This is a genomic window from Erythrobacter sp. W36 (genome assembly GCF_057364935.1).
In genome coordinates this window covers 2337513-2354330 of record NZ_CP200281.1, presented here as the reverse complement: position 1 = coordinate 2354330, position 16818 = coordinate 2337513, and the positions used below count along the sequence as shown (strand labels likewise).

General features: G+C 58.9%; 17 protein-coding genes and 1 pseudogene. 9 read left to right on the top strand and 9 right to left on the bottom strand.

Annotated elements, in window-relative coordinates; genetic code table 11:
- Positions 1 to 21: 21 nt before the first annotated feature.
- The 4 genes from AC0V6U_RS11415 to AC0V6U_RS11400 all read left to right on the top strand — a co-directional run bounded on the left by AC0V6U_RS11415 (position 22) and on the right by AC0V6U_RS11400 (position 2698).
- Complete coding sequence (locus AC0V6U_RS11415) at positions 22 to 723, top strand: NAD-dependent deacylase (protein ID WP_472643288.1); 702 nt, start codon at positions 22 to 24, stop codon at positions 721 to 723.
- Positions 724 to 836: 113 nt separating this feature from the next.
- Entirely contained in the window at positions 837 to 1181 is a 345-nt protein-coding gene (locus AC0V6U_RS11410) for a hypothetical protein (RefSeq protein WP_472643287.1), read from the top strand.
- Positions 1168 to 1680: a hypothetical protein gene (locus tag AC0V6U_RS11405; protein WP_486169467.1), complete on the top strand. Its 513-nt coding sequence runs from the start codon at positions 1168 to 1170 to the stop codon at positions 1678 to 1680. The genes AC0V6U_RS11410 and AC0V6U_RS11405 overlap by 14 nt, the downstream gene beginning before the upstream one ends.
- Positions 1673 to 2698 (top strand): methyl-accepting chemotaxis protein, encoded by a 1026-nt coding sequence (locus AC0V6U_RS11400; RefSeq protein WP_472643285.1) that lies wholly within the window; start codon positions 1673 to 1675, stop codon positions 2696 to 2698. The genes AC0V6U_RS11405 and AC0V6U_RS11400 overlap by 8 nt, the downstream gene beginning before the upstream one ends.
- A 33-nt stretch (positions 2699 to 2731) precedes the next feature.
- Here AC0V6U_RS11400 and AC0V6U_RS11395 read toward each other — a convergent pair whose 3' ends face one another.
- The 4 genes from AC0V6U_RS11395 to mutM all read right to left on the bottom strand — a co-directional run bounded on the left by AC0V6U_RS11395 (position 2732) and on the right by mutM (position 6795).
- Positions 2732 to 3520, bottom strand: a complete 789-nt coding sequence (locus AC0V6U_RS11395; protein WP_472643284.1) for a HesA/MoeB/ThiF family protein — start codon at positions 3518 to 3520, stop codon at positions 2732 to 2734.
- A 121-nt stretch (positions 3521 to 3641) separates the two neighbouring features.
- Complete coding sequence (gene dnaA, locus AC0V6U_RS11390) at positions 3642 to 5105, bottom strand: chromosomal replication initiator protein DnaA (protein WP_472639793.1); 1464 nt, start codon at positions 5103 to 5105, stop codon at positions 3642 to 3644.
- A 428-nt stretch (positions 5106 to 5533) separates the two neighbouring features.
- On the bottom strand, positions 5534 to 5794 hold the full coding sequence (gene rpsT / locus AC0V6U_RS11385) for a 30S ribosomal protein S20 (RefSeq protein WP_472640822.1): 261 nt from the start codon (positions 5792 to 5794) through the stop codon (positions 5534 to 5536).
- Positions 5795 to 5979: 185 nt separating this feature from the next.
- Positions 5980 to 6795 carry a bifunctional DNA-formamidopyrimidine glycosylase/DNA-(apurinic or apyrimidinic site) lyase gene (mutM, locus tag AC0V6U_RS11380; RefSeq protein WP_472643283.1) on the bottom strand — a complete coding sequence of 272 codons (816 nt, stop codon included), beginning with the start codon at positions 6793 to 6795 and terminating at the stop codon, positions 5980 to 5982.
- Positions 6796 to 6971: 176 nt separating this feature from the next.
- Between mutM and AC0V6U_RS11375 the strand changes: the two genes are divergently transcribed.
- The 4 genes from AC0V6U_RS11375 to dut all read left to right on the top strand — a co-directional run bounded on the left by AC0V6U_RS11375 (position 6972) and on the right by dut (position 11638).
- Positions 6972 to 7718 carry a class I SAM-dependent methyltransferase gene (locus AC0V6U_RS11375; protein ID WP_472643282.1) on the top strand — a complete coding sequence of 249 codons (747 nt, stop codon included), beginning with the start codon at positions 6972 to 6974 and terminating at the stop codon, positions 7716 to 7718.
- A 1-nt stretch (position 7719) separates the two neighbouring features.
- Complete coding sequence (ubiB, locus tag AC0V6U_RS11370; RefSeq protein ID WP_472643281.1) at positions 7720 to 9282, top strand: 2-polyprenylphenol 6-hydroxylase; 1563 nt, start codon at positions 7720 to 7722, stop codon at positions 9280 to 9282.
- A gap of 200 nt (positions 9283 to 9482) precedes the next feature.
- Positions 9483 to 11183: a bifunctional phosphopantothenoylcysteine decarboxylase/phosphopantothenate synthase gene (locus tag AC0V6U_RS11365; RefSeq protein WP_472643280.1), complete on the top strand. Its 1701-nt coding sequence runs from the start codon at positions 9483 to 9485 to the stop codon at positions 11181 to 11183.
- Positions 11180 to 11638 (top strand): dUTP diphosphatase, encoded by a 459-nt coding sequence (gene dut, locus AC0V6U_RS11360; protein ID WP_472643279.1) that lies wholly within the window; start codon positions 11180 to 11182, stop codon positions 11636 to 11638. The genes AC0V6U_RS11365 and dut overlap by 4 nt, the downstream gene beginning before the upstream one ends.
- A gap of 91 nt (positions 11639 to 11729) precedes the next feature.
- Here the strand turns inward: dut and AC0V6U_RS11355 are convergent.
- The 5 genes and pseudogenes from AC0V6U_RS11355 to secB all read right to left on the bottom strand — a co-directional run bounded on the left by AC0V6U_RS11355 (position 11730) and on the right by secB (position 15891).
- A pseudogene (locus AC0V6U_RS11355) lies at positions 11730 to 12414 on the bottom strand (DUF4136 domain-containing protein).
- Positions 12415 to 12690: 276 nt separating this feature from the next.
- On the bottom strand, positions 12691 to 13707 hold the full coding sequence (gene trpS / locus AC0V6U_RS11350; protein ID WP_472643278.1) for a tryptophan--tRNA ligase: 1017 nt from the start codon (positions 13705 to 13707) through the stop codon (positions 12691 to 12693).
- 19 nt (positions 13708 to 13726) lie between these two features.
- Positions 13727 to 15094: a murein biosynthesis integral membrane protein MurJ gene (gene murJ, locus AC0V6U_RS11345; protein WP_472643277.1), complete on the bottom strand. Its 1368-nt coding sequence runs from the start codon at positions 15092 to 15094 to the stop codon at positions 13727 to 13729.
- A complete protein-coding gene (locus AC0V6U_RS11340; protein ID WP_472643276.1) occupies positions 15025 to 15294 on the bottom strand; it encodes a hypothetical protein in 270 nt (89 codons plus the stop codon). The genes murJ and AC0V6U_RS11340 overlap by 70 nt, the downstream gene beginning before the upstream one ends.
- A 69-nt stretch (positions 15295 to 15363) precedes the next feature.
- Positions 15364 to 15891, bottom strand: a complete 528-nt coding sequence (secB, locus tag AC0V6U_RS11335; protein WP_472643275.1) for a protein-export chaperone SecB — start codon at positions 15889 to 15891, stop codon at positions 15364 to 15366.
- Positions 15892 to 16141: 250 nt separating this feature from the next.
- On the opposite strand from secB, the gene AC0V6U_RS11330 reads away from it, so the two are divergent.
- Entirely contained in the window at positions 16142 to 16801 is a 660-nt protein-coding gene (locus AC0V6U_RS11330; RefSeq protein ID WP_472643274.1) for a Tim44/TimA family putative adaptor protein, read from the top strand.
- Positions 16802 to 16818: the final 17 nt, after the last annotated feature.

Here is a 16818-nt window from a genome sequence, read left to right as displayed (position 1 = left end):
TTCAAAGTGTTTGATGGCCTCATGGCAGACATTGAACGCATCGTCATCCTGACAGGCGCAGGAATTTCCGCGGAGAGCGGGATTGACACATTTCGCTCTGCTGGCGGGCTGTGGGAGCAGCACAAGGTCGAGGACGTGGCGACGCCTGAGGGCTTTGCGCGCGATCCGGATCTGGTGCTGGGCTTTTACGATATGAGGCGCGAAGCACTGTCCAAGGTGGAGCCGAATGATGCGCACCGCGCGCTCGCCCGGCTTGAGCGAGAGTTTACTGGCGAAGTGCTGCTAGTGACGCAGAATGTCGATGATCTGCACGAGCGCGGCGGTTCGCGCGATGTGCTGCACATGCACGGCGAATTGAAAAGCGCGCTGTGCAGCTCTTGTGAAATCCGCTCGCCGTGGGATGCGCCGATGGCGGACCGGCCGCCATGCCCCGTGTGCCAGGCACCGGCCCTGCGCCCGGACGTCGTCTGGTTTGGCGAGATGCCGTATCAGATGGACCGCATCTATGCGGCGCTGCTGAGCGCTGATGTGTTCGTTAGCATTGGGACGAGCGGCGCGGTCTATCCCGCGGCGGGTTTCGTCCAAGAGGCGAAGGCGGCGGGCGTTCAAACCGTGGAGCTCAATTTGGAGCCAAGCGAGGGCACGCACCATTTTGCAGACGCTCGCCACGGCCCCGCCAGCGTGCTGGTGCCAGCGTGGGTGGATGAGGTGCTCAGCGACTAGGCTGGCGCCATTCCAACTTACAAAAGTTGCGCAAGTCCGCCGCGGGTATAGGCGCAATCCCTGAGCTTGCTTGCAAGCGCTCGGAGGGACTCAGGCATTAGATACGCCTGACTATGACCCGACAAGGCCGCATTTCTATCAGCCACATCATGGCGCTCTCATCGCAAGCCCTGCTTGCGGTGTTTGTAATGCTGGCCGCGGTTTTTTGGCCGCGCGCTGGCGAGGCCGCGATGCTGGTGCCGATCGGCGAAAGGCAATCAGCAGATGCCCTGCAATGGCTTGAGCAAGAACAGACAAGCCTGCTCAGCTTCGATGCGCGCGGCGGCGCTTTTATCGCCATTGTTCCCAGCAATATCAGCGTTTTGCGAGCCGTGAGAATGGGTCTTCTGCCAATCGCGGCGGACGGCGCAATCTGCCGGAGCGATCCCCCTCAAGAGGTGAATAATGAATATGAATGAGATTGATAAGCTCAGAGCGCAAGGCGCGCGATTGATCACGGCTTTGGCCGTTGTGAGCGCTATCGTGATCACCTTTTGGGGCGCGAAAACGGGCGACTATATCTACGCCGCGCTGGCCGCGTGTCTGTGCGTTTTGCCCGCCTATCTTGCTTGGACAGGCAAGACCGACGCGGTTTCCCGGATTGCGCTGGGCGCGACTTTGCCGCTCTTTGCAGCGTTGCTGCTCGCGCTGGCCAAGAACTCCGGTTGGCTTGTGGACATGCATATGACCTTTTTCGCCTACCTTGCGGTGCTGGCGATCATGGCCGACTGGCGGGTGATCGTCGCTGCAACATTGGTGACGGCGGTGCATCATTTGCTGCTCAACTATGTCGCTCCGATCTATGTCTTCCCCGACGGTGCGGACTTGATGCGGGTGCTGTTTCATGCGCTCGTGGTTGTGGTGGAGGCGGCCGTCTTGATCCTCCTGTGCACCCGGATCGAATTGATCTTTGGCTAAGCTGACAAAATCCAGAAACCGTCAGGACGAACAGGATCAGGAGGCCAAGGCCGAGCGCGCTCGAATCGCAGCGGAGCAAGACCTAGTTCTGGGCGGAATGAGTCACCGTCTCGCAGCGCTCGCTTCTGGCAATTTGTCGGACCGGCTGACGGAGCCGTTTCCGGCGGATTATGAGCCTGCACGCGAAATGCTCAACAAAACCTGTTCAGAGCTGGAGCAGGTTGTCGGCACCGTCGTCATCACCGCCGACCGAGTGGCGGATGGATCGCGGGAAATGAAGGAGGCCTCCGATCATTTGGCGACTCAGACAGAACAACAATCCTCTTCCATTGAGGCGGTTTCCCGCACGACAACTGAGCTGCTCGAAGATTTTCAGGAAAGCTCAAAAATGTGGAGCGAGACCCGCGAAACCGCACTTGGCGCAAAAGGCGAGGCGGACCGCGGCAGCGAGGTGATCGAGGGCGCAGCAGAAGCAATGCGGCGTATCGAAAGCTCGTCCTCCAAAGTCGTCGAGATGGTTGCCTTTATCGATTCTATTGCGTTTCAAACCAATCTCTTGGCTCTCAACGCTGGTGTTGAGGCAGCGCGTGCGGGCGATGCTGGCAAGGGCTTTGCTGTGGTTGCCAATGAGGTGCGCGAACTCGCTCAACGCTCCGGCGAATCGGCGACTGCGATTAAGGAGCTGATCGAGCAATCCAACAGCGAGATCACCGATGGTGTCGAGCGCGTCCAACAAATGGTCGCTCTGCTTGGCGGCGTTGTCACCCAGATCAGCGATATCACCGCCAGGATCGACCAGATCGCTGAGAAATCAGACACGACCTTGGGCGGCATTGACGAAATCAATCGCGCGATGAGCTTGCTGGATCAGGCGATGCAGCAAAACGCGGCGATGGCGGAAGAAAGCAATGCGGCGTCTTTGGAGCTATCAAGCCGCGCTCAGGAGCTGAAGCAATGCGTCTCCCACTTTAGCTATGGCGCAGGCTTTGATGAGGAAACCGAGCAAATGGCGGCGTAAGTCGGCGTTTGGTGGTCAGGCTTTTGCAGGGGTTTAGGCGGTTGACGGCCCGCAGCCCTTGCATGCTGGGTCTTTGGCGATGCTGAGTGTGCGCATGCCGGGCTTCATGCCGTCGAGGATGTGAATCTTGCCCCATTGCGGATCGCCAAAGGCGCTCACACCGCTGAGCAAGACGCGAACCGCCTGCATGGCCGCAAAGCTGCCCGCCCAGCCTGCCATCGCGCCCAGCATGCCGTCCTCTGCGCATGTGTCGCAGTCCTCAGCGTCAAAGGCATCGCCGACGAAGCAGCGATAGCAGGCATGGTCAGGATTGTGGCCCGCAAAGGCGCCAACTTGGCCCTGAAAGCGGCCAACCGCGGCGCTGAGCAGCGGCACACCGGCTGTGACGCAGGCATCTGATACCGCCAAACGGGTGGCGAAATTGTCTGTGCCATCGAGCACCAGATCAGCGCTGGCGATAAGGCCGTGGGCGTTGCGTGGATCAATGCGCTTGTCGGAAATCTCAGCGTCGATCTCGTCATCAAAATTTGCCAGCCACCGGCGGGCTGAGACCGCTTTGCCATGCCCAACATCGCGGGATGAAAAAATGGTCTGGCGCTGGAGATTGCTGGCATCGACCACATCATCATCAACCAGTGAGAAGCGACCAATGCCGCTGGCCGCGAGATATTGCAGCGCGGGCGATCCAATCCCGCCGAGCCCGATCATCGCAATATGCTTGCCAGCCAGCGCGACCTGACCCGCCCCGCCAATCTCTGGCAGCACGATATGGCGCGCAAAGCGATCGAGGCGGGCAGGGGATAAGGCGCTGGAAACAGTCATGCACAGCCTGTTGGCATCATGTTCACAAGCTGTCGACAGCCTGTGGGCAGGGCTGTTGATGACCCTGTCGACAGGTTGTTGGCTTTTTGTGGGAGCGGGTGGCTACGGCGTCCCTAGATCGTCAGCTCTCCAGCTGGCGCAGAAGGCTGCGAACATCGCCATCCATATCCGCGTCGCGGGTGCGCAGATCTTCGATCAGCCGCACAGCGTGGATAACTGTCGAGTGATCGCGGCCGCCAAATTTGCGTCCGATCTCTGGGTAGCTGCGCGGTGTCAGAACCTTCGCAAGATACATCGCCACTTGGCGCGGCCGAACAACGGCGCGGGCGCGGCGCTTGGAAGACATTTCGCTGCGGTCAATTCGGTAGAATTGGCAGACCGTGCGCTGAATCTCATCAATCGTGATCCGGCGGCGATTGGCCGACAGGATATCGGTCAGCTGTTCTTCGGCGAGCTGCAATGAAACCTCTTGGCCGGTCAGCTGCGCATAAGCGATCAGCTTGTTAAGGCCGCCCACGAGTTCGCGGATATTGCGCGTGATGGTGCGAGCGAGGAAATCGATCACATCATCCGGCACATTGAGCGGCGCAAAACGCGTAAGCTTCGATTCCAGGATCTTGCGCCGCAGTTCAATGTCGGCCGCTTGGATGTCGGCAACCAGACCCATCGACAGACGGCTGAGGAGACGCGGTTCGACCCCGTCGAGCGCCTGAGGTGCGCGGTCAGCAGCGAACACCAGACGTTTGCCTTCAGCTAGCAAGGCATCGATCGTATAAAGCAGCTCTTCTTGAGCGCTCGCCTTGCCGATGATGAATTGAATATCGTCAACCAGCAGCAGATCAAAGCTGCGCAGCCGCGCCTTAAACTCGATCATCTGGTTCGCTTTGAGCGCTTGGACGAATTCGACCATAAAGCGCTCAGCTGAGCAGTAGAAAATCCGGGCGCGCGGGTGGGCTTGCAAGAATGCATGCCCAATTGCGTGCAGCAGGTGCGTTTTACCCTGGCCGGTCGCAGCCTTCAGATAAAGCGGTGAGAATTGCGGCTGTTCGGTTGCGGCCATACGCTGCGCAGCGTTGCACGCGAGCACATTGGCCTCGCCTGTGACGAAGGCAGCAAAGGTCAGCGATGGGTCGAGCCCCACAGAGCTGGTGAAGCCTGCATCGCCGATCGTACCGGCAGCCATCGCAATTGCGCTGGCATCCGCATCATTGGCGGGGCGGCGGCCATTGTCGAGCCGCAGCTCTGGCAATTGGCGGCGTCCTGGGTGAACTTGCACGCGAACATTGCGAACTTCGCTGCGCGCAATCTTCCAGGCGAGCTGCAAACGGTCGTGAAACCGGTCTTGCACCCAATTGGCCGAAAACTCGGTTGGCAAAAACAGATCGAGCGTGCCGGTCTCTTTATCAATGCCGCCAACCTGGATCGGTTTGATCCATTGGCTGTGCAATTGATGGCCCAGATCCTTGCGAAGTCCTTGGCTGATATCTGACCAATCGGCAGCGAGGTTCACAGCTTCGGAATCTTCCATCAAGTCGTCATCTGCTTTCCGACGCGTAGACCGCGCCTTATCTATTTTATGAACCATCTTACGTAATCCTGTGCCAACTCCAGAGCCGCTGATCTGGAGCGTTTCCCCAACTTCATGACAGGCAAAGCCTTCCCATGACCCGGAATCGAAAGATCCGGGTTTCCCCTCTTCATTCAAACTTTAAAAACCCAGGCTGTCCCGCCCCGAGTCAGGCATGATGTACCTATGGATTTCACCTTCAGGCAAGGGTGCATAATGTAAAAAAACAGAAATATTTGTGTTGACTCGGCTGTGACCCGCAGGCCTCCGTTCAACGCGCTGAATTACCTTTAATTTTTGGTTTATGACCCCGCGAATCGCGGGGAATCCTGAGCTCTTAGTGTGTCAGCTCTGTCATGTTCCGCACAAACAAAAAGGGCCGCGCCACTACGGCCCGACCCTTATGTATATTTATCCGCAATAATACGGATGTGAGTGGTTGCGAATCAGAGCGCAGCGACTCGTTTTGAGAGACGCGACATTTTCCGCGCGACTGTGTTTTTGTGCATGACACCGCGAGCAACGCCGCGAGCCATTTCAGGCTGAGCAGCTTTCAGCGCTTCAGCAGCAGCAGGCTTGTCGCCAGCTTCGCAAGCGGCCTCTACCTTCTTCACGAAGCCGCGAATGCGGCTCATGCGGGCGGTGTTGATTTCCGCACGACGATTGTTGCGGCGGATGCGTTTGCGGGCTTGCGGCGTATTGGCCATATCTGTGTCTGTCTCGCGGTTTGTGCGGGCCACCAAGGATGGCCTGATCTCTAATATCGGTTGCTCGAAGAATCGGCGCTCAGGAATTCACCCGTTCGCCGGAAAACGCGGCACATAGGGCTAGCCTTGCGAATCGTCAATGATTTTGGTGCGATCCTGCCTGAGGCCGCATCAATCCAGCGCGCTCACTTTTGGCACTTAGGGCAAAACCACGTGCTGCGCCCGCCTTGCGCGATACGCTTAATCGTCCCGCCATCATCGTGGTGGCAGGCCTCGCCCGTGCGGTCATAGACACTAAAGCGCGTGGCAAAATAGCCCAGCTCGCCGTCGGGCTGCGCATAGTCCCGCAAGGTGGAGCCGCCATCGCGGATTGAGGTCTCCAGCACCTCGCGAATGGCCGGAACCAGCCGAGCCAGTTGCGGCTTTGTCACTTTGCCGCCTTGCTTGCGCGGATGAATGCCAGAGCGCCACAGTGCCTCGCACACATAGATATTGCCAAGCCCGGCGATAATCCTCTGGTCGAGCAGGCACAGTTTGATCGACTGGGTCTTGCCTTTCAGCGCCGTCTTCAGGTGCTCCACACTTAATCCATCGCCCAGTGGCTCCGGACCAAGGCTCGCAAATTGCGGCCACTGGTCCAGCGCATCGCTTGGCAGCAGATCAACCGAGCCAAACCGGCGCGGATCGCATAGGGCAAATTGATGGTCGTCTGTCTCGATGATCAGGTGATCGTGCTTGTCCGGCTCCTCAGGATCGATTCGCCAGCGCCCGCTCATGCCCAGATGGAAGACCATCGAGTGGCCGCGATCGATATCAATGAGACCATATTTCGCGCGCCGCGAGAGGCCAGTGATGACCGCTCCGGTCATGACTTGCACCAAGTCTGGCGGGAAGGGACGGCGCAGGTTGGGGCGGTTCAATTGGACGCGCGCAATGCGCTCGCCCAGCATAAAGCGCTCTAGCCCGCGAACGGTGGTTTCAACTTCTGGTAATTCAGGCATTTGATTTCTGCGCCTTTGGACGAATACCGGGCCACCCGCGCCCTCCACCCTTCCACCCGGAGCCTACCGGGAAACTGTCCGGGTGGAAGGGTGGAGGGCGCGGGCGGCCCGGCCCCACAAAAATAGCGCTCTAACAAGCTTTGCGCGCTGCACAAACTTCCCTAAGGCTCTGCCCTATGAGCGAAAAGACAGTATCCTTCGGCTACGAAGAAGTGGCCCCAGAGGAAAAGACCCGCCGCGTCGGCGACGTATTCTCCAATGTCGCGAGCAAGTACGACATCATGAACGATGCAATGTCGGGCGGCATGCACCGTTTGTGGAAGGACCGCTTTGTCAGGCGGGTGAAGCCGCAGGCGGGCGAGACGATCCTCGATATGGCAGGCGGCACGGGCGACATTGCCTTTCGCATGGCGCCCAGCGGCGCAGCAATCACCGTGTGCGACATCAATCAGGATATGCTCGATGTTGGCGTTGAGCGGGCGATGGATCGCGGCCTGAAGGATGATGAGGGCTCGCTGGTCTGGTCTTGCCAAAATGCTGAGGAACTGAACTTCGCCTCCAGCAGTTTTGATGCTTACACAATCGTATTTGGTATTCGCAATGTGACCGATATTCCAAAGGCTCTGCGTGAGGCAAACCGCGTCCTTAGGCCTGGCGGGCGTTTCTTCTGCATGGAGTTTTCGACCACGGAATGGCCGGGCTTCAAAGAGGTCTATGACGTCTACTCGCATAAGGTCATGCCGAAGATGGGTAAGATCATCGCTCAAGATGAAGAGAGCTATCGCTATCTCGCCGAATCCATCCGCCGTTTCCCGAAAATGCCGGAGTTTGAGCAGATGATCCGCGACGCGGGCTTTGCCAACACCAAGGTGGAGCCGATCCTAGGCGGCGCAGTGGCCATTCACTCGGGGTGGAAGATCTAGGGTGACGCAGCCCGCCACGCATCTGTTTCGCCTGCTGAAGTGGGGCATCACACTCGCTCGCCGCCGCGCGCTCGTCGGTATCGAGAATGATCCCAATGCCCCGCCGCCGGTGCGGCGCTTGGTTAAGCTGGCGCGCTGGATATCCTTCACAGGTAAATCTGGTACGCCCGACTATGCAGGAGCCTTTCGCGCGATTGGCCCAGCGGCGATCAAGCTCGGGCAATCTTTGGCCACCCGGCCCGATATTGTCGGCGAGGAAGCGGCGAACAATCTGCTCAGCCTGCAGGACAATCTGCCGCCTGTGCCATTTTCCGAAATCGAAGCTTCGATCGCGGCAAGCTTTGGCGTGCCGCTCGACACTTTGTTTAAAGAGATAGACCCCAATCCTGTGGGCGCAGCGTCTATCGCTCAGGTTCACAAGGGCGTGACCATAGATGGCCGCGAGGTGGCCATCAAAGTCCTGCGGCCCGGCATTCGCGAAAAGTTTGCGCGCGATATTCAGACCTATGAATGGGCAGCAGCGCACCTTGAGGCATTTGGCGGAGAGGCGGAGCGGCTGCGTCCGCGCCTGACGATTGCCAATTTCAAACGTTGGACCAATAGCGAGCTTGATCTTAGGCGCGAGGCGGCCTCTGCATCTGAGCTGGCTGAGGGCATGGCCGGGATCGAGGGATACCGCATTCCGGAGATCGATTGGGACCGCACCAATGGCCGCGTTCTGACGGTGGAGTGGATCAATGCGGTGAAGATCAGCCGGATTGAAGAGCTGAAAGCGCAGGGCCAAGATCTGCCGCATATTGCCGAACGCTTGGTGATATCCTTCCTGACGCAGGCGATCAGCGCAGGTTTCTTCCATGCTGATATGCACCAGGGCAATCTGTTCGTTGAGGAAGACGGCACGATTGTCGCGATTGATTTTGGCATCATGGGCCGGATTGATCGGCGCGCGCGGCAATGGCTCGCAGAGATCCTCTATGGCCTGACAACAGGCAATTATAAGCGCGTGGCCGAGATTCATTTCGAGGCGCAATATGTGCCGAGCTATCACTCGGTTGGCGAGTTTGCGACCGCACTGCGCGCTGTGGGTGAGCCGATGCGCGGCAAGCCTGTGAGCGAGCTGAGCGTGGGACAAATGCTCGACGGGCTGTTTGCGATCACGCGCGATTTCGACATGCAAACGCAGCCGCATCTGCTGCTGCTGCAAAAGACCATGGTGATGGTTGAGGGCATCGCGACCCAGCTCAACCCTCAGATCAATATGTGGGATACATCGGCGCCCTATGTGCGCGGTTGGATCCGCGACGAATTGGGGCCAGAGGCTGCGGTTGCAGAGCGGATCAAGGAAGACACGCAAACCTTCCTGCGCCTGCCCGATCTGATCCGCCGGATAGAAGACCGCTTCCCAGCGAAAGGCGGCGCGCCTGAGCAGCCTCCGCTGCCCGATGTGCCATTGATGACCGACCGCAAACCGCGCGAGGGAGGCAGTGTGCTTGGGTACCTCGTCGCAGGCGCCGCTGGGGCAGGCGCGATGTTCGGCGCGGTGGCGCTGGGTTTGATCGGTTGAATTCTCGCTGATTTTACTCGATTTAACGCCCCATTGATCAAGCTTAATTAACCATTGTATCCCAAGGAACGCGCTTGGGCTTGGCCCAAGGACGCTGTACGTCTAGGTTCTATGACAGCGTTAACGTGATGTGAGGGAGTGAAGCGAGTGTTTGTTTGCTTGCCCGGCCCAAGTGTAAGTCTATGTGTGAGGACGCAAAAATGACCGAAACACGGCCGAAAATCCTGTTGGTCGTGGGCGGCGGAATTGCCGCTTACAAGGCTTGCGAGCTGGTTCGCCTGATCCGCAAAGGCGGCGGCGATGTCACTTGCGTTGTGACCAAAGGCGGTCAGCAATTCGTCACGCCCATGTCGCTCGCGGCGCTCAGCGAAAATCAAGTTTACACCAATCTCTGGGATCTCAAGAACGAGGTCGAGATGGGTCATATCGAGTTGAGCCGCGAGGCCGACCTTGTGGTCGTGTGCCCGGCGACGGCTGATCTTTTGGCCAAAATGTCCTCTGGCATTGCCGATGATCTGGCTACCACTTTGATCCTTGCCACCGACAAGCCAGTGATGGCTGTGCCAGCGATGAATGTGCGCATGTGGGAGCATGAGGCGACCCAGCGCAATATCGAATGGCTGCGCCAGGCTGGCGTCAATGTGCTCGATCCCGATGAAGGGCCAATGGCTTGCGGCGAGTTCGGCTATGGCCGCCTGCCAGAACCGGACGCGATCTGGCGCGAAATTGCCTCTTACTTCGATATCGAAGTTGAAGAGCCCGCCGCGCCTGCGGCAACTCCTGTCGCTGTGCCCGCCAATGATGGGCCGGATGAGGAGTATGAGGTTGAGGCGATTGAGCCGGAGCCAGAATACGAAGAAGAGCCTGAAAGCAAAAGCGGCGGTCTTGGCGGGTTGCTGTCGATGATCATTCCGCGCTCGACCGCGAAACGCACGCATGAAGAGATCGAGACCGAATATGTCGAAGCGGCTGATCTCGATGATGCGGAAGCCGCAGAGCTGGCCGATGAAGGTGAGATCGAAGAAACGCCTGAGTTCAATCCGGACTTTGGCGGGCCTCTGCTCGCCAAGAAGGGCGGAGCTGGCGCTGCGCCGCCGATGGATCCAAGCGCGATCAACCACGAAGTCGACAAGCGCAAAGCTGCGCCTGAGCTGACCGGACAAATGGCATCATTGGAGGACGGCGTTCAGGCCGCGCTGGATGATGCGCTGGGCGGCAGCGGTTTTGATATCGATCCGAACTACCGCCCGCTGGAGGGTCGCCATGTGCTGGTGACCGCCGGACCGACGTGGGAATCGCTCGATCCTGTGCGCTACATCGCCAATCGTTCAAGCGGTAAGCAAGGCTTTGCCATTGCGGCGGCGGCTGCGGCGCTGGGCGCGAAGGTTACTCTGGTGGCTGGCCCTGTCGCATTGCAAACGCCCGCCGGTGTTGACCGGATTGACGTAGAGAGCGCTGCGCAAATGTCTGAGCGGGTGAAAGCGGCTCTTCCGGCGGATGCCGCCGTGATGGTGGCTGCTGTGGCTGATTGGAAGCCGAAGGAATACACCTCTGAGAAGATGAAGAAGCGCGGGTCGGCTCCGCCGGTTCTGATGCTGACTGAAAACCCAGACATTCTCACCAATCTTGCCGCAGGCGCCAACCGCCCAGAACTGGTGGTTGGCTTTGCTGCTGAGACGGAGAACGTGCTCGAAAACGCTAAGAAGAAGCGTAAGCGCAAGGCCGCTGACTGGATCGTGGCAAACGATGTCTCCGGCGATGTGATGGGCGGCAATGAAAACACCGTTCATATCGTCTCAAGCGAAGGGGTGGAGAGCCTCGACAAAATGCCAAAGCGCGCGGTCGCCTTGGCTTTGGTTGAGCGCATCGCAGAGACTTTGACCGCAGAGGCTGCCGAGTGACTTCGCACGTATCGGTAGAGCTCAAACGCCTGCCCCACGGTGAGGGCCTACCCCTGCCAGCATACGCCACAGACGGCGCAGCGGGCATGGACATTGTCGCAGCAGAAGATGTGACGATTGATCCGGGCGCGCGCCATGCCGTTGCGACCGGTCTTGCGGTGGCCATTCCCAAAGGGTTTGAAATTCAGGTGCGCCCGCGCTCTGGCCTCGCGCTGAAGCATGGGATCACTGTTCCCAATACGCCTGGCACAATCGATTCCGATTATCGCGGCGAGCTAAAGGTCATCATGATCAATCACGGCAGCGAGCCCTTTCCCATCGCACGCGGTGACCGGGTGGCTCAGCTGGTGCTGGCCCCGGTTACACAAGGCGCCTGGGTAGAGGTCGAAGAGCTCGATGCGACGGAACGTGGCGCAGGCGGCTTTGGCTCGACCGGCGGCCACGAGAAGCTCTAGCTAGCACACTCCAAACGCAAAAAGGCGGCGCCGTTTCCAGCACCGCCTCTTCAAATCCCGTCCAAGGGAAAAGGGTTGATCAGCCGCCCGATTAGTCGGTGCGGCGGACCTTTTTGCTCTCTGGCTTGATGGTGATGCGCAAAGTCTCGCCCGAATTTCCGGGGAAGTCTGTGAACATCGCATCCACCAGGTTCGGCACCAGATATTGCAATCGGTTCGAGCTGGAGACAGCCTGCGCCTTGCCTTCAAACAGGCGTTCGCCGGTCGCTGTGCTGTCGATCTTCATATCGATGCCGCTGGTGTACACCGTGATGCTGCGCACCTCCGGGCCGCCAAACCATGGGTCATAGAAGCCGAAACCCCACGCACCGCCAAACCGGCTGCGATGGAAGCCGCGGCCGCGGTAAAACCCGCGCTCAGCCAAATCGGCCGTACCATGGGCTGAAATAGGGATCGCCGGCAAAGCCAGCGCCCGTGGTGCGAATTTTCTCGCGGCCATTATCGATGCCGTAGTCGAAACGCACCAGCAGATTGGCGGCTTCAGGCTCGGCTTGCGAATAGCCTAGCCGCTCCATTTCGGCTTCGACGAAATCGGCATATTGCGCGAATTCGAGGCCGCCTGCGAGCTTGGGATCATCCGCGACAACGGCAAAAGTCTGGCCAGTGGGCGCCGGAAGCGCGCTCTGGAAGCGCGAGACATCGGCCTTAAACGGCGTGGCGCAGGCTGCGAGGCTGAGCAGCAGAATTGGCACGCTGGCGCGTCCCAAACGTTTCATCAGCGTGCGACCCGGCGTTTTTGCCGAGGAAGTATCGGAATTGGTCATGGCATTACCTCTTATCACTCACATGGCTTTCAAAGGCTCATGGTTTGCCGCCGCCATTTCCCTTCACTCGCGCCATAAAGTCCGGTGCGAATCCCATCGTTGAGTCGGCAAGCTGTCATCAGCAGGCCTAAGTGTAAAGACGTGGCCTGAATGCATTTTGAACGCGCGATGACTGAATCGCGCGGCTCGCAGCGTGCAGAATGCGATTTGCCGCCTCTGTAGATGCCCTTATCCGCGCACCAGGCCGAGCGCTTCGTAAGCTGCTTTGAGTGTCGGTGCGCTGCGCTCACGCGCTTTCGCTGCGCCTTTGGCCAGGATCGCATCCAGAGCCTCGCGGTCCTGCATCAGCTCTCGGAAACGTGCGGTCACCGGCGCAAAGCTCTCAGTCAGCAGCTCACCGAGGGCTGGCTTGAACGCGCCGAACCCTTGCCCGCCATAGTCGACCAGCACTTGCTCTTTGCTGACGCCTGCCAGCGAGGCAAAGATACTCACCAGGTTCAGCGCCTCTGCGCGGTCTTCGAGCCCCTCAAGCTCGCTAGGCAGCGGCTCTGGATCGGTCTTCGCCTTCTTCACCTTCTTCATAATGGTGTCGGCATCATCGGTCAGATTGATGCGGCTGAGGTCCGATGGATCAGACTTGCTCATCTTGGCCGTACCATCGCGCAGCGACATGATCCGCGCGGCTTCTGGCGGAATATAGGGATCGGGCAGGGTGAAAACTGGCGCGTCTTCAGAGGCGAAATCGGTGTTGAATTTCTGCGCAATGTCGCGCGCGAGCTCCAGATGCTGCTTCTGATCATCGCCAACTGGCACATGGGTCGCTTGATACAGCAAGACGTCCGCGGCCTGCAGGACAGGATAGGTGAACAGGGCAATCGATTGCCCTTCACGGTTCTTGCCCGACTTATCCTTCCACTGGGTCATGCGGTTCAGCCAGCCCATCCGCGCCGTTCCGTTTAGCAGCCATTGCATCTCTGTATGGGCGGGAACCTGCGCTTGGTTAAACAGAACCGAGCGTGATGGATCGACCCCGCAAGCGACCAAAGCCGCCGTCATCTCCAGCGTCGATTGCTTAAGCTGGTCCGGATCATGCGGCAGCGAAATTGCGTGCAGATCGGCCAGAAAGAACAGGCATTCGCCATTCTCACCAATGTCGTCCTGCATCCTCACCCAATTGCGGATCGCCCCCAGGTAATTGCCGAGGTGAAGGTTGCCGGTGGGCTGAATGCCGGAGACGACTTGCATGGAAATAGGCTCTTTCAGTTTAGGTTGATTTGCGGGTGAGCTTAGCGATCCGTTCGCGGTCAAGCGCGCCCAGAGCGAATGCCAGGGTGAAATAGACGATTGCCGCCGCGCCGACCAGCACCGCGAGTGCAAACAGGCGCGCAAAGATACCGGCGGAGTAGTAGTCGCTCAGCATATCGCTGGCAAAATAGAGCGCTGCGCCCATTGCCGCGGCTGCGATGAGTTGCCGCGCGATCCGCCCGACCAGCTGCCAATTGGCGCGGTAATGCCCGCGGATGGCGAGGATCACATAAAGGATGGTGACATTGATCCACGCGCCGGTCGCGCTGGCCAAGGCGACGCCGACAACGCCGTAGGTTTCCAAAAACAGGATGTTGTAAGTGATGAACACGAAGAGCGCGACAAAGGCGGTGTAGACCGGCGTCTTTGTATCGGCGCGGGCGTAAAAGTTCGGGACCAGCACTTTGATCAGCACATAGGCAGGCAGGCCCATCACCAGCGCTGTGAGGACAGCTCCTGTTTGATTGGCGTCTTCAATCGCGAAACGACCGCCTTCGAAAATCATTGTCACAAACGGGACACCGCAAATGGCGAGCGCGACCGTTGCGGGTAGGGTTAGCAGCATCGCAAGTTCGATCGCGTCAGACTGGATTTGCGATGCGCCCTCATGATTGTCGCTGCCAACGAATTTGGACAGGGTCGGCAGGATCGCGGTCGACAGAGCGATGCCAATGATCCCGAGCGGCAATTGATTGAGCCGGTCGGCATAATTCATATAGCTGACCGCGCCGCTTTCCAGCTGATTGAGGAAATAGAGCTGGACCAAAGTGTTGATCTGATACGCGCCGCCGCCAATCGCTGCGGGCAGGGCGATGATCCCGAGCCGTTTCACCTCTGGTGTGAGACGCGGCAGGCGCATTTTCACCTCGAAGCCCTCAACCCTGACCCAGTAATAGAGCCAGGCAAGCTGCATCACGCCCGCCCCTGTGACTGCCCAGGCGATCCCGTAAGCCACCTGCTCAAGGCTGGCCCCGGTCGCCATCCAGCGCTCGCCGATCAACAAAGCGGCGATCAGCACCAGGTTCAAAATGATCGGAAAGCTGGCCCCCGGCGCAAAGCGTGAGACCGAATTGAGCATGCCGGTGAAGAGCGTCACCATGCTGACCAGCACGATATAGGGGAACATGATCCGAGCGAAATCGACCGCTATCGGGAAGGTGGTCTCGTCAACCGGCTTTTCCGCGAGCAACCAGATCACGCCCGGCATGGCGAGCTCAAATATCGCCACCAGCGCAATCAGCACGGGCAGGAATACACTCAGCACATCGGCGCTAAACGAGCGCGCTTCTTCCATGCCGCCTTCGCCGTGCAGTCGCTTGGAAAACATCGGCACAAAGGCGGCCGAGAAGGCTCCCTCGGCAAACAGCCGCAGCGGAACACATTCGGAATGATGAAGGCCTGAAACCAGGCATCGGTGATGTCATTGGCGCCGAGGACACGCGAGAAAATCATCTCGCGCGCCATCCCAGCGACCCGGCTGGCGAGGGTTAGCCCGCCAATGGTTCCGACATTTTTAAGCAGGCTCATGGCTGCACCAGCCCTATCACAGGTCTAGCGGTTTGAAAGCCTGTGAGCCGGGCCAAGCAGAACGCGGCCCTAAGCCTCGCCAGCAGGCGCACCGCCAGCGGCCGCTTCTTCTTGCTGCTTGCGAGCGAGCTGCTGAAGATAGAGGCCGTTGAAATCAATCGGATCCATCAGCAGCGGCGGGAAGCCAGCGTCACGCACGGCATCGGCGACGACGCGGCGAGCGAATGGGAACAGCAGACGCGGTGCTTCGGCAAACAGGAACGCATGGGTCTGATCTTCAGGCAGATTGCGCACACCGATGAGGCCGCAATAGGCCAGCTCTACCAAATAGGCGCTGCCTTGCTCGGTCTTGGCGTCGATGTTCACTTTCAAAGTGATCTCGTGAACATTCTCGTTCACTTGCTCAGCGCCAATGTTGAACTGCACGTCGATCTGCGGTTGATCCTGCCACTGATAGACGTCCGGCGCATTCGGATTTTCGACCGACAAGTCTTTGACATATTGCGTAATCAGGCCCGCTGCGGGCTGATTGTCGGCGCCATTTGCACCGGCTGCTGGATTTTTGAGATCGGTTAGGATGTCGCCTTCTTCGGCCATTTTTAAGCTCTTTCCATCATGGGTAATGTGAAGCCTGCACAGTGCGCAGGGTAATCGGGTGTTCGGTTGGCGGCGCGCCTAGCAGGCGCGAGCCGTGCTCGCAACCGGATGAGATGCACGCAAAAACCTTTAACGGGCACGTGAAAGGTCGTTGTCGATTTGTATTTAGCGCCTATTTAAGGCACTTAAGGTACATAGGAATCGGAGATCGCGTGCCCGCGTGATCCCAAACCAACCGGGTATTACAAACGTGATTGTTGAAATTATCATCCTCGCCATGATCGCCGCATTTTTGGGGCTGCGTCTCTATTCGGTGCTTGGGCGCCGCGCAGAGCATGAAGAGGAATCGGTTCCAAACCGGTTTGATCCGAGCGGCAAACAGCCGCCAGCTGCCCCGCCTAGCGCGGCGGCAGTACCAGTGGCCGCCAATCCTCAGCCAGAGATTACGGGCGTCTTGCCAGCAGTTGAACGCGGCATTCGCGAAATTGCTGCGGCAGACAGCCGGTTTGATCTCACCTCGTTCCTAGAAGGCGGACGGACTGCCTACACCATGGTGCTTGAGGCATTCTGGCAGGGTGACCGTGAGACCCTGCGCGATTTGTGCGATGATGATGTGTACGAAGGCTTTGTCGCCGCTATTGATGAGCGCGAGGCCGCTGGTCACACTCTCGAAAATAAGCTCATCCGCATCGAAGAGACGAAGATTCACTCGGCTCAACTGGATGGCCGGATGGCCCGGATCGCTCTGCTGTTCGTCGCCGATATCGCCGCTGTCACGCGCGATAAGGACGGCAATATGATCGCCGGTTCGCTTGATGATGCGATTGAAAGCCGCGACATCTGGGTGTTCTCACGCAATGTGAGCGACAAAGATCCAAACTGGGTGCTCGACGAGACCGACGAAGGCTAGGCAGCTAGCCCGGCGGG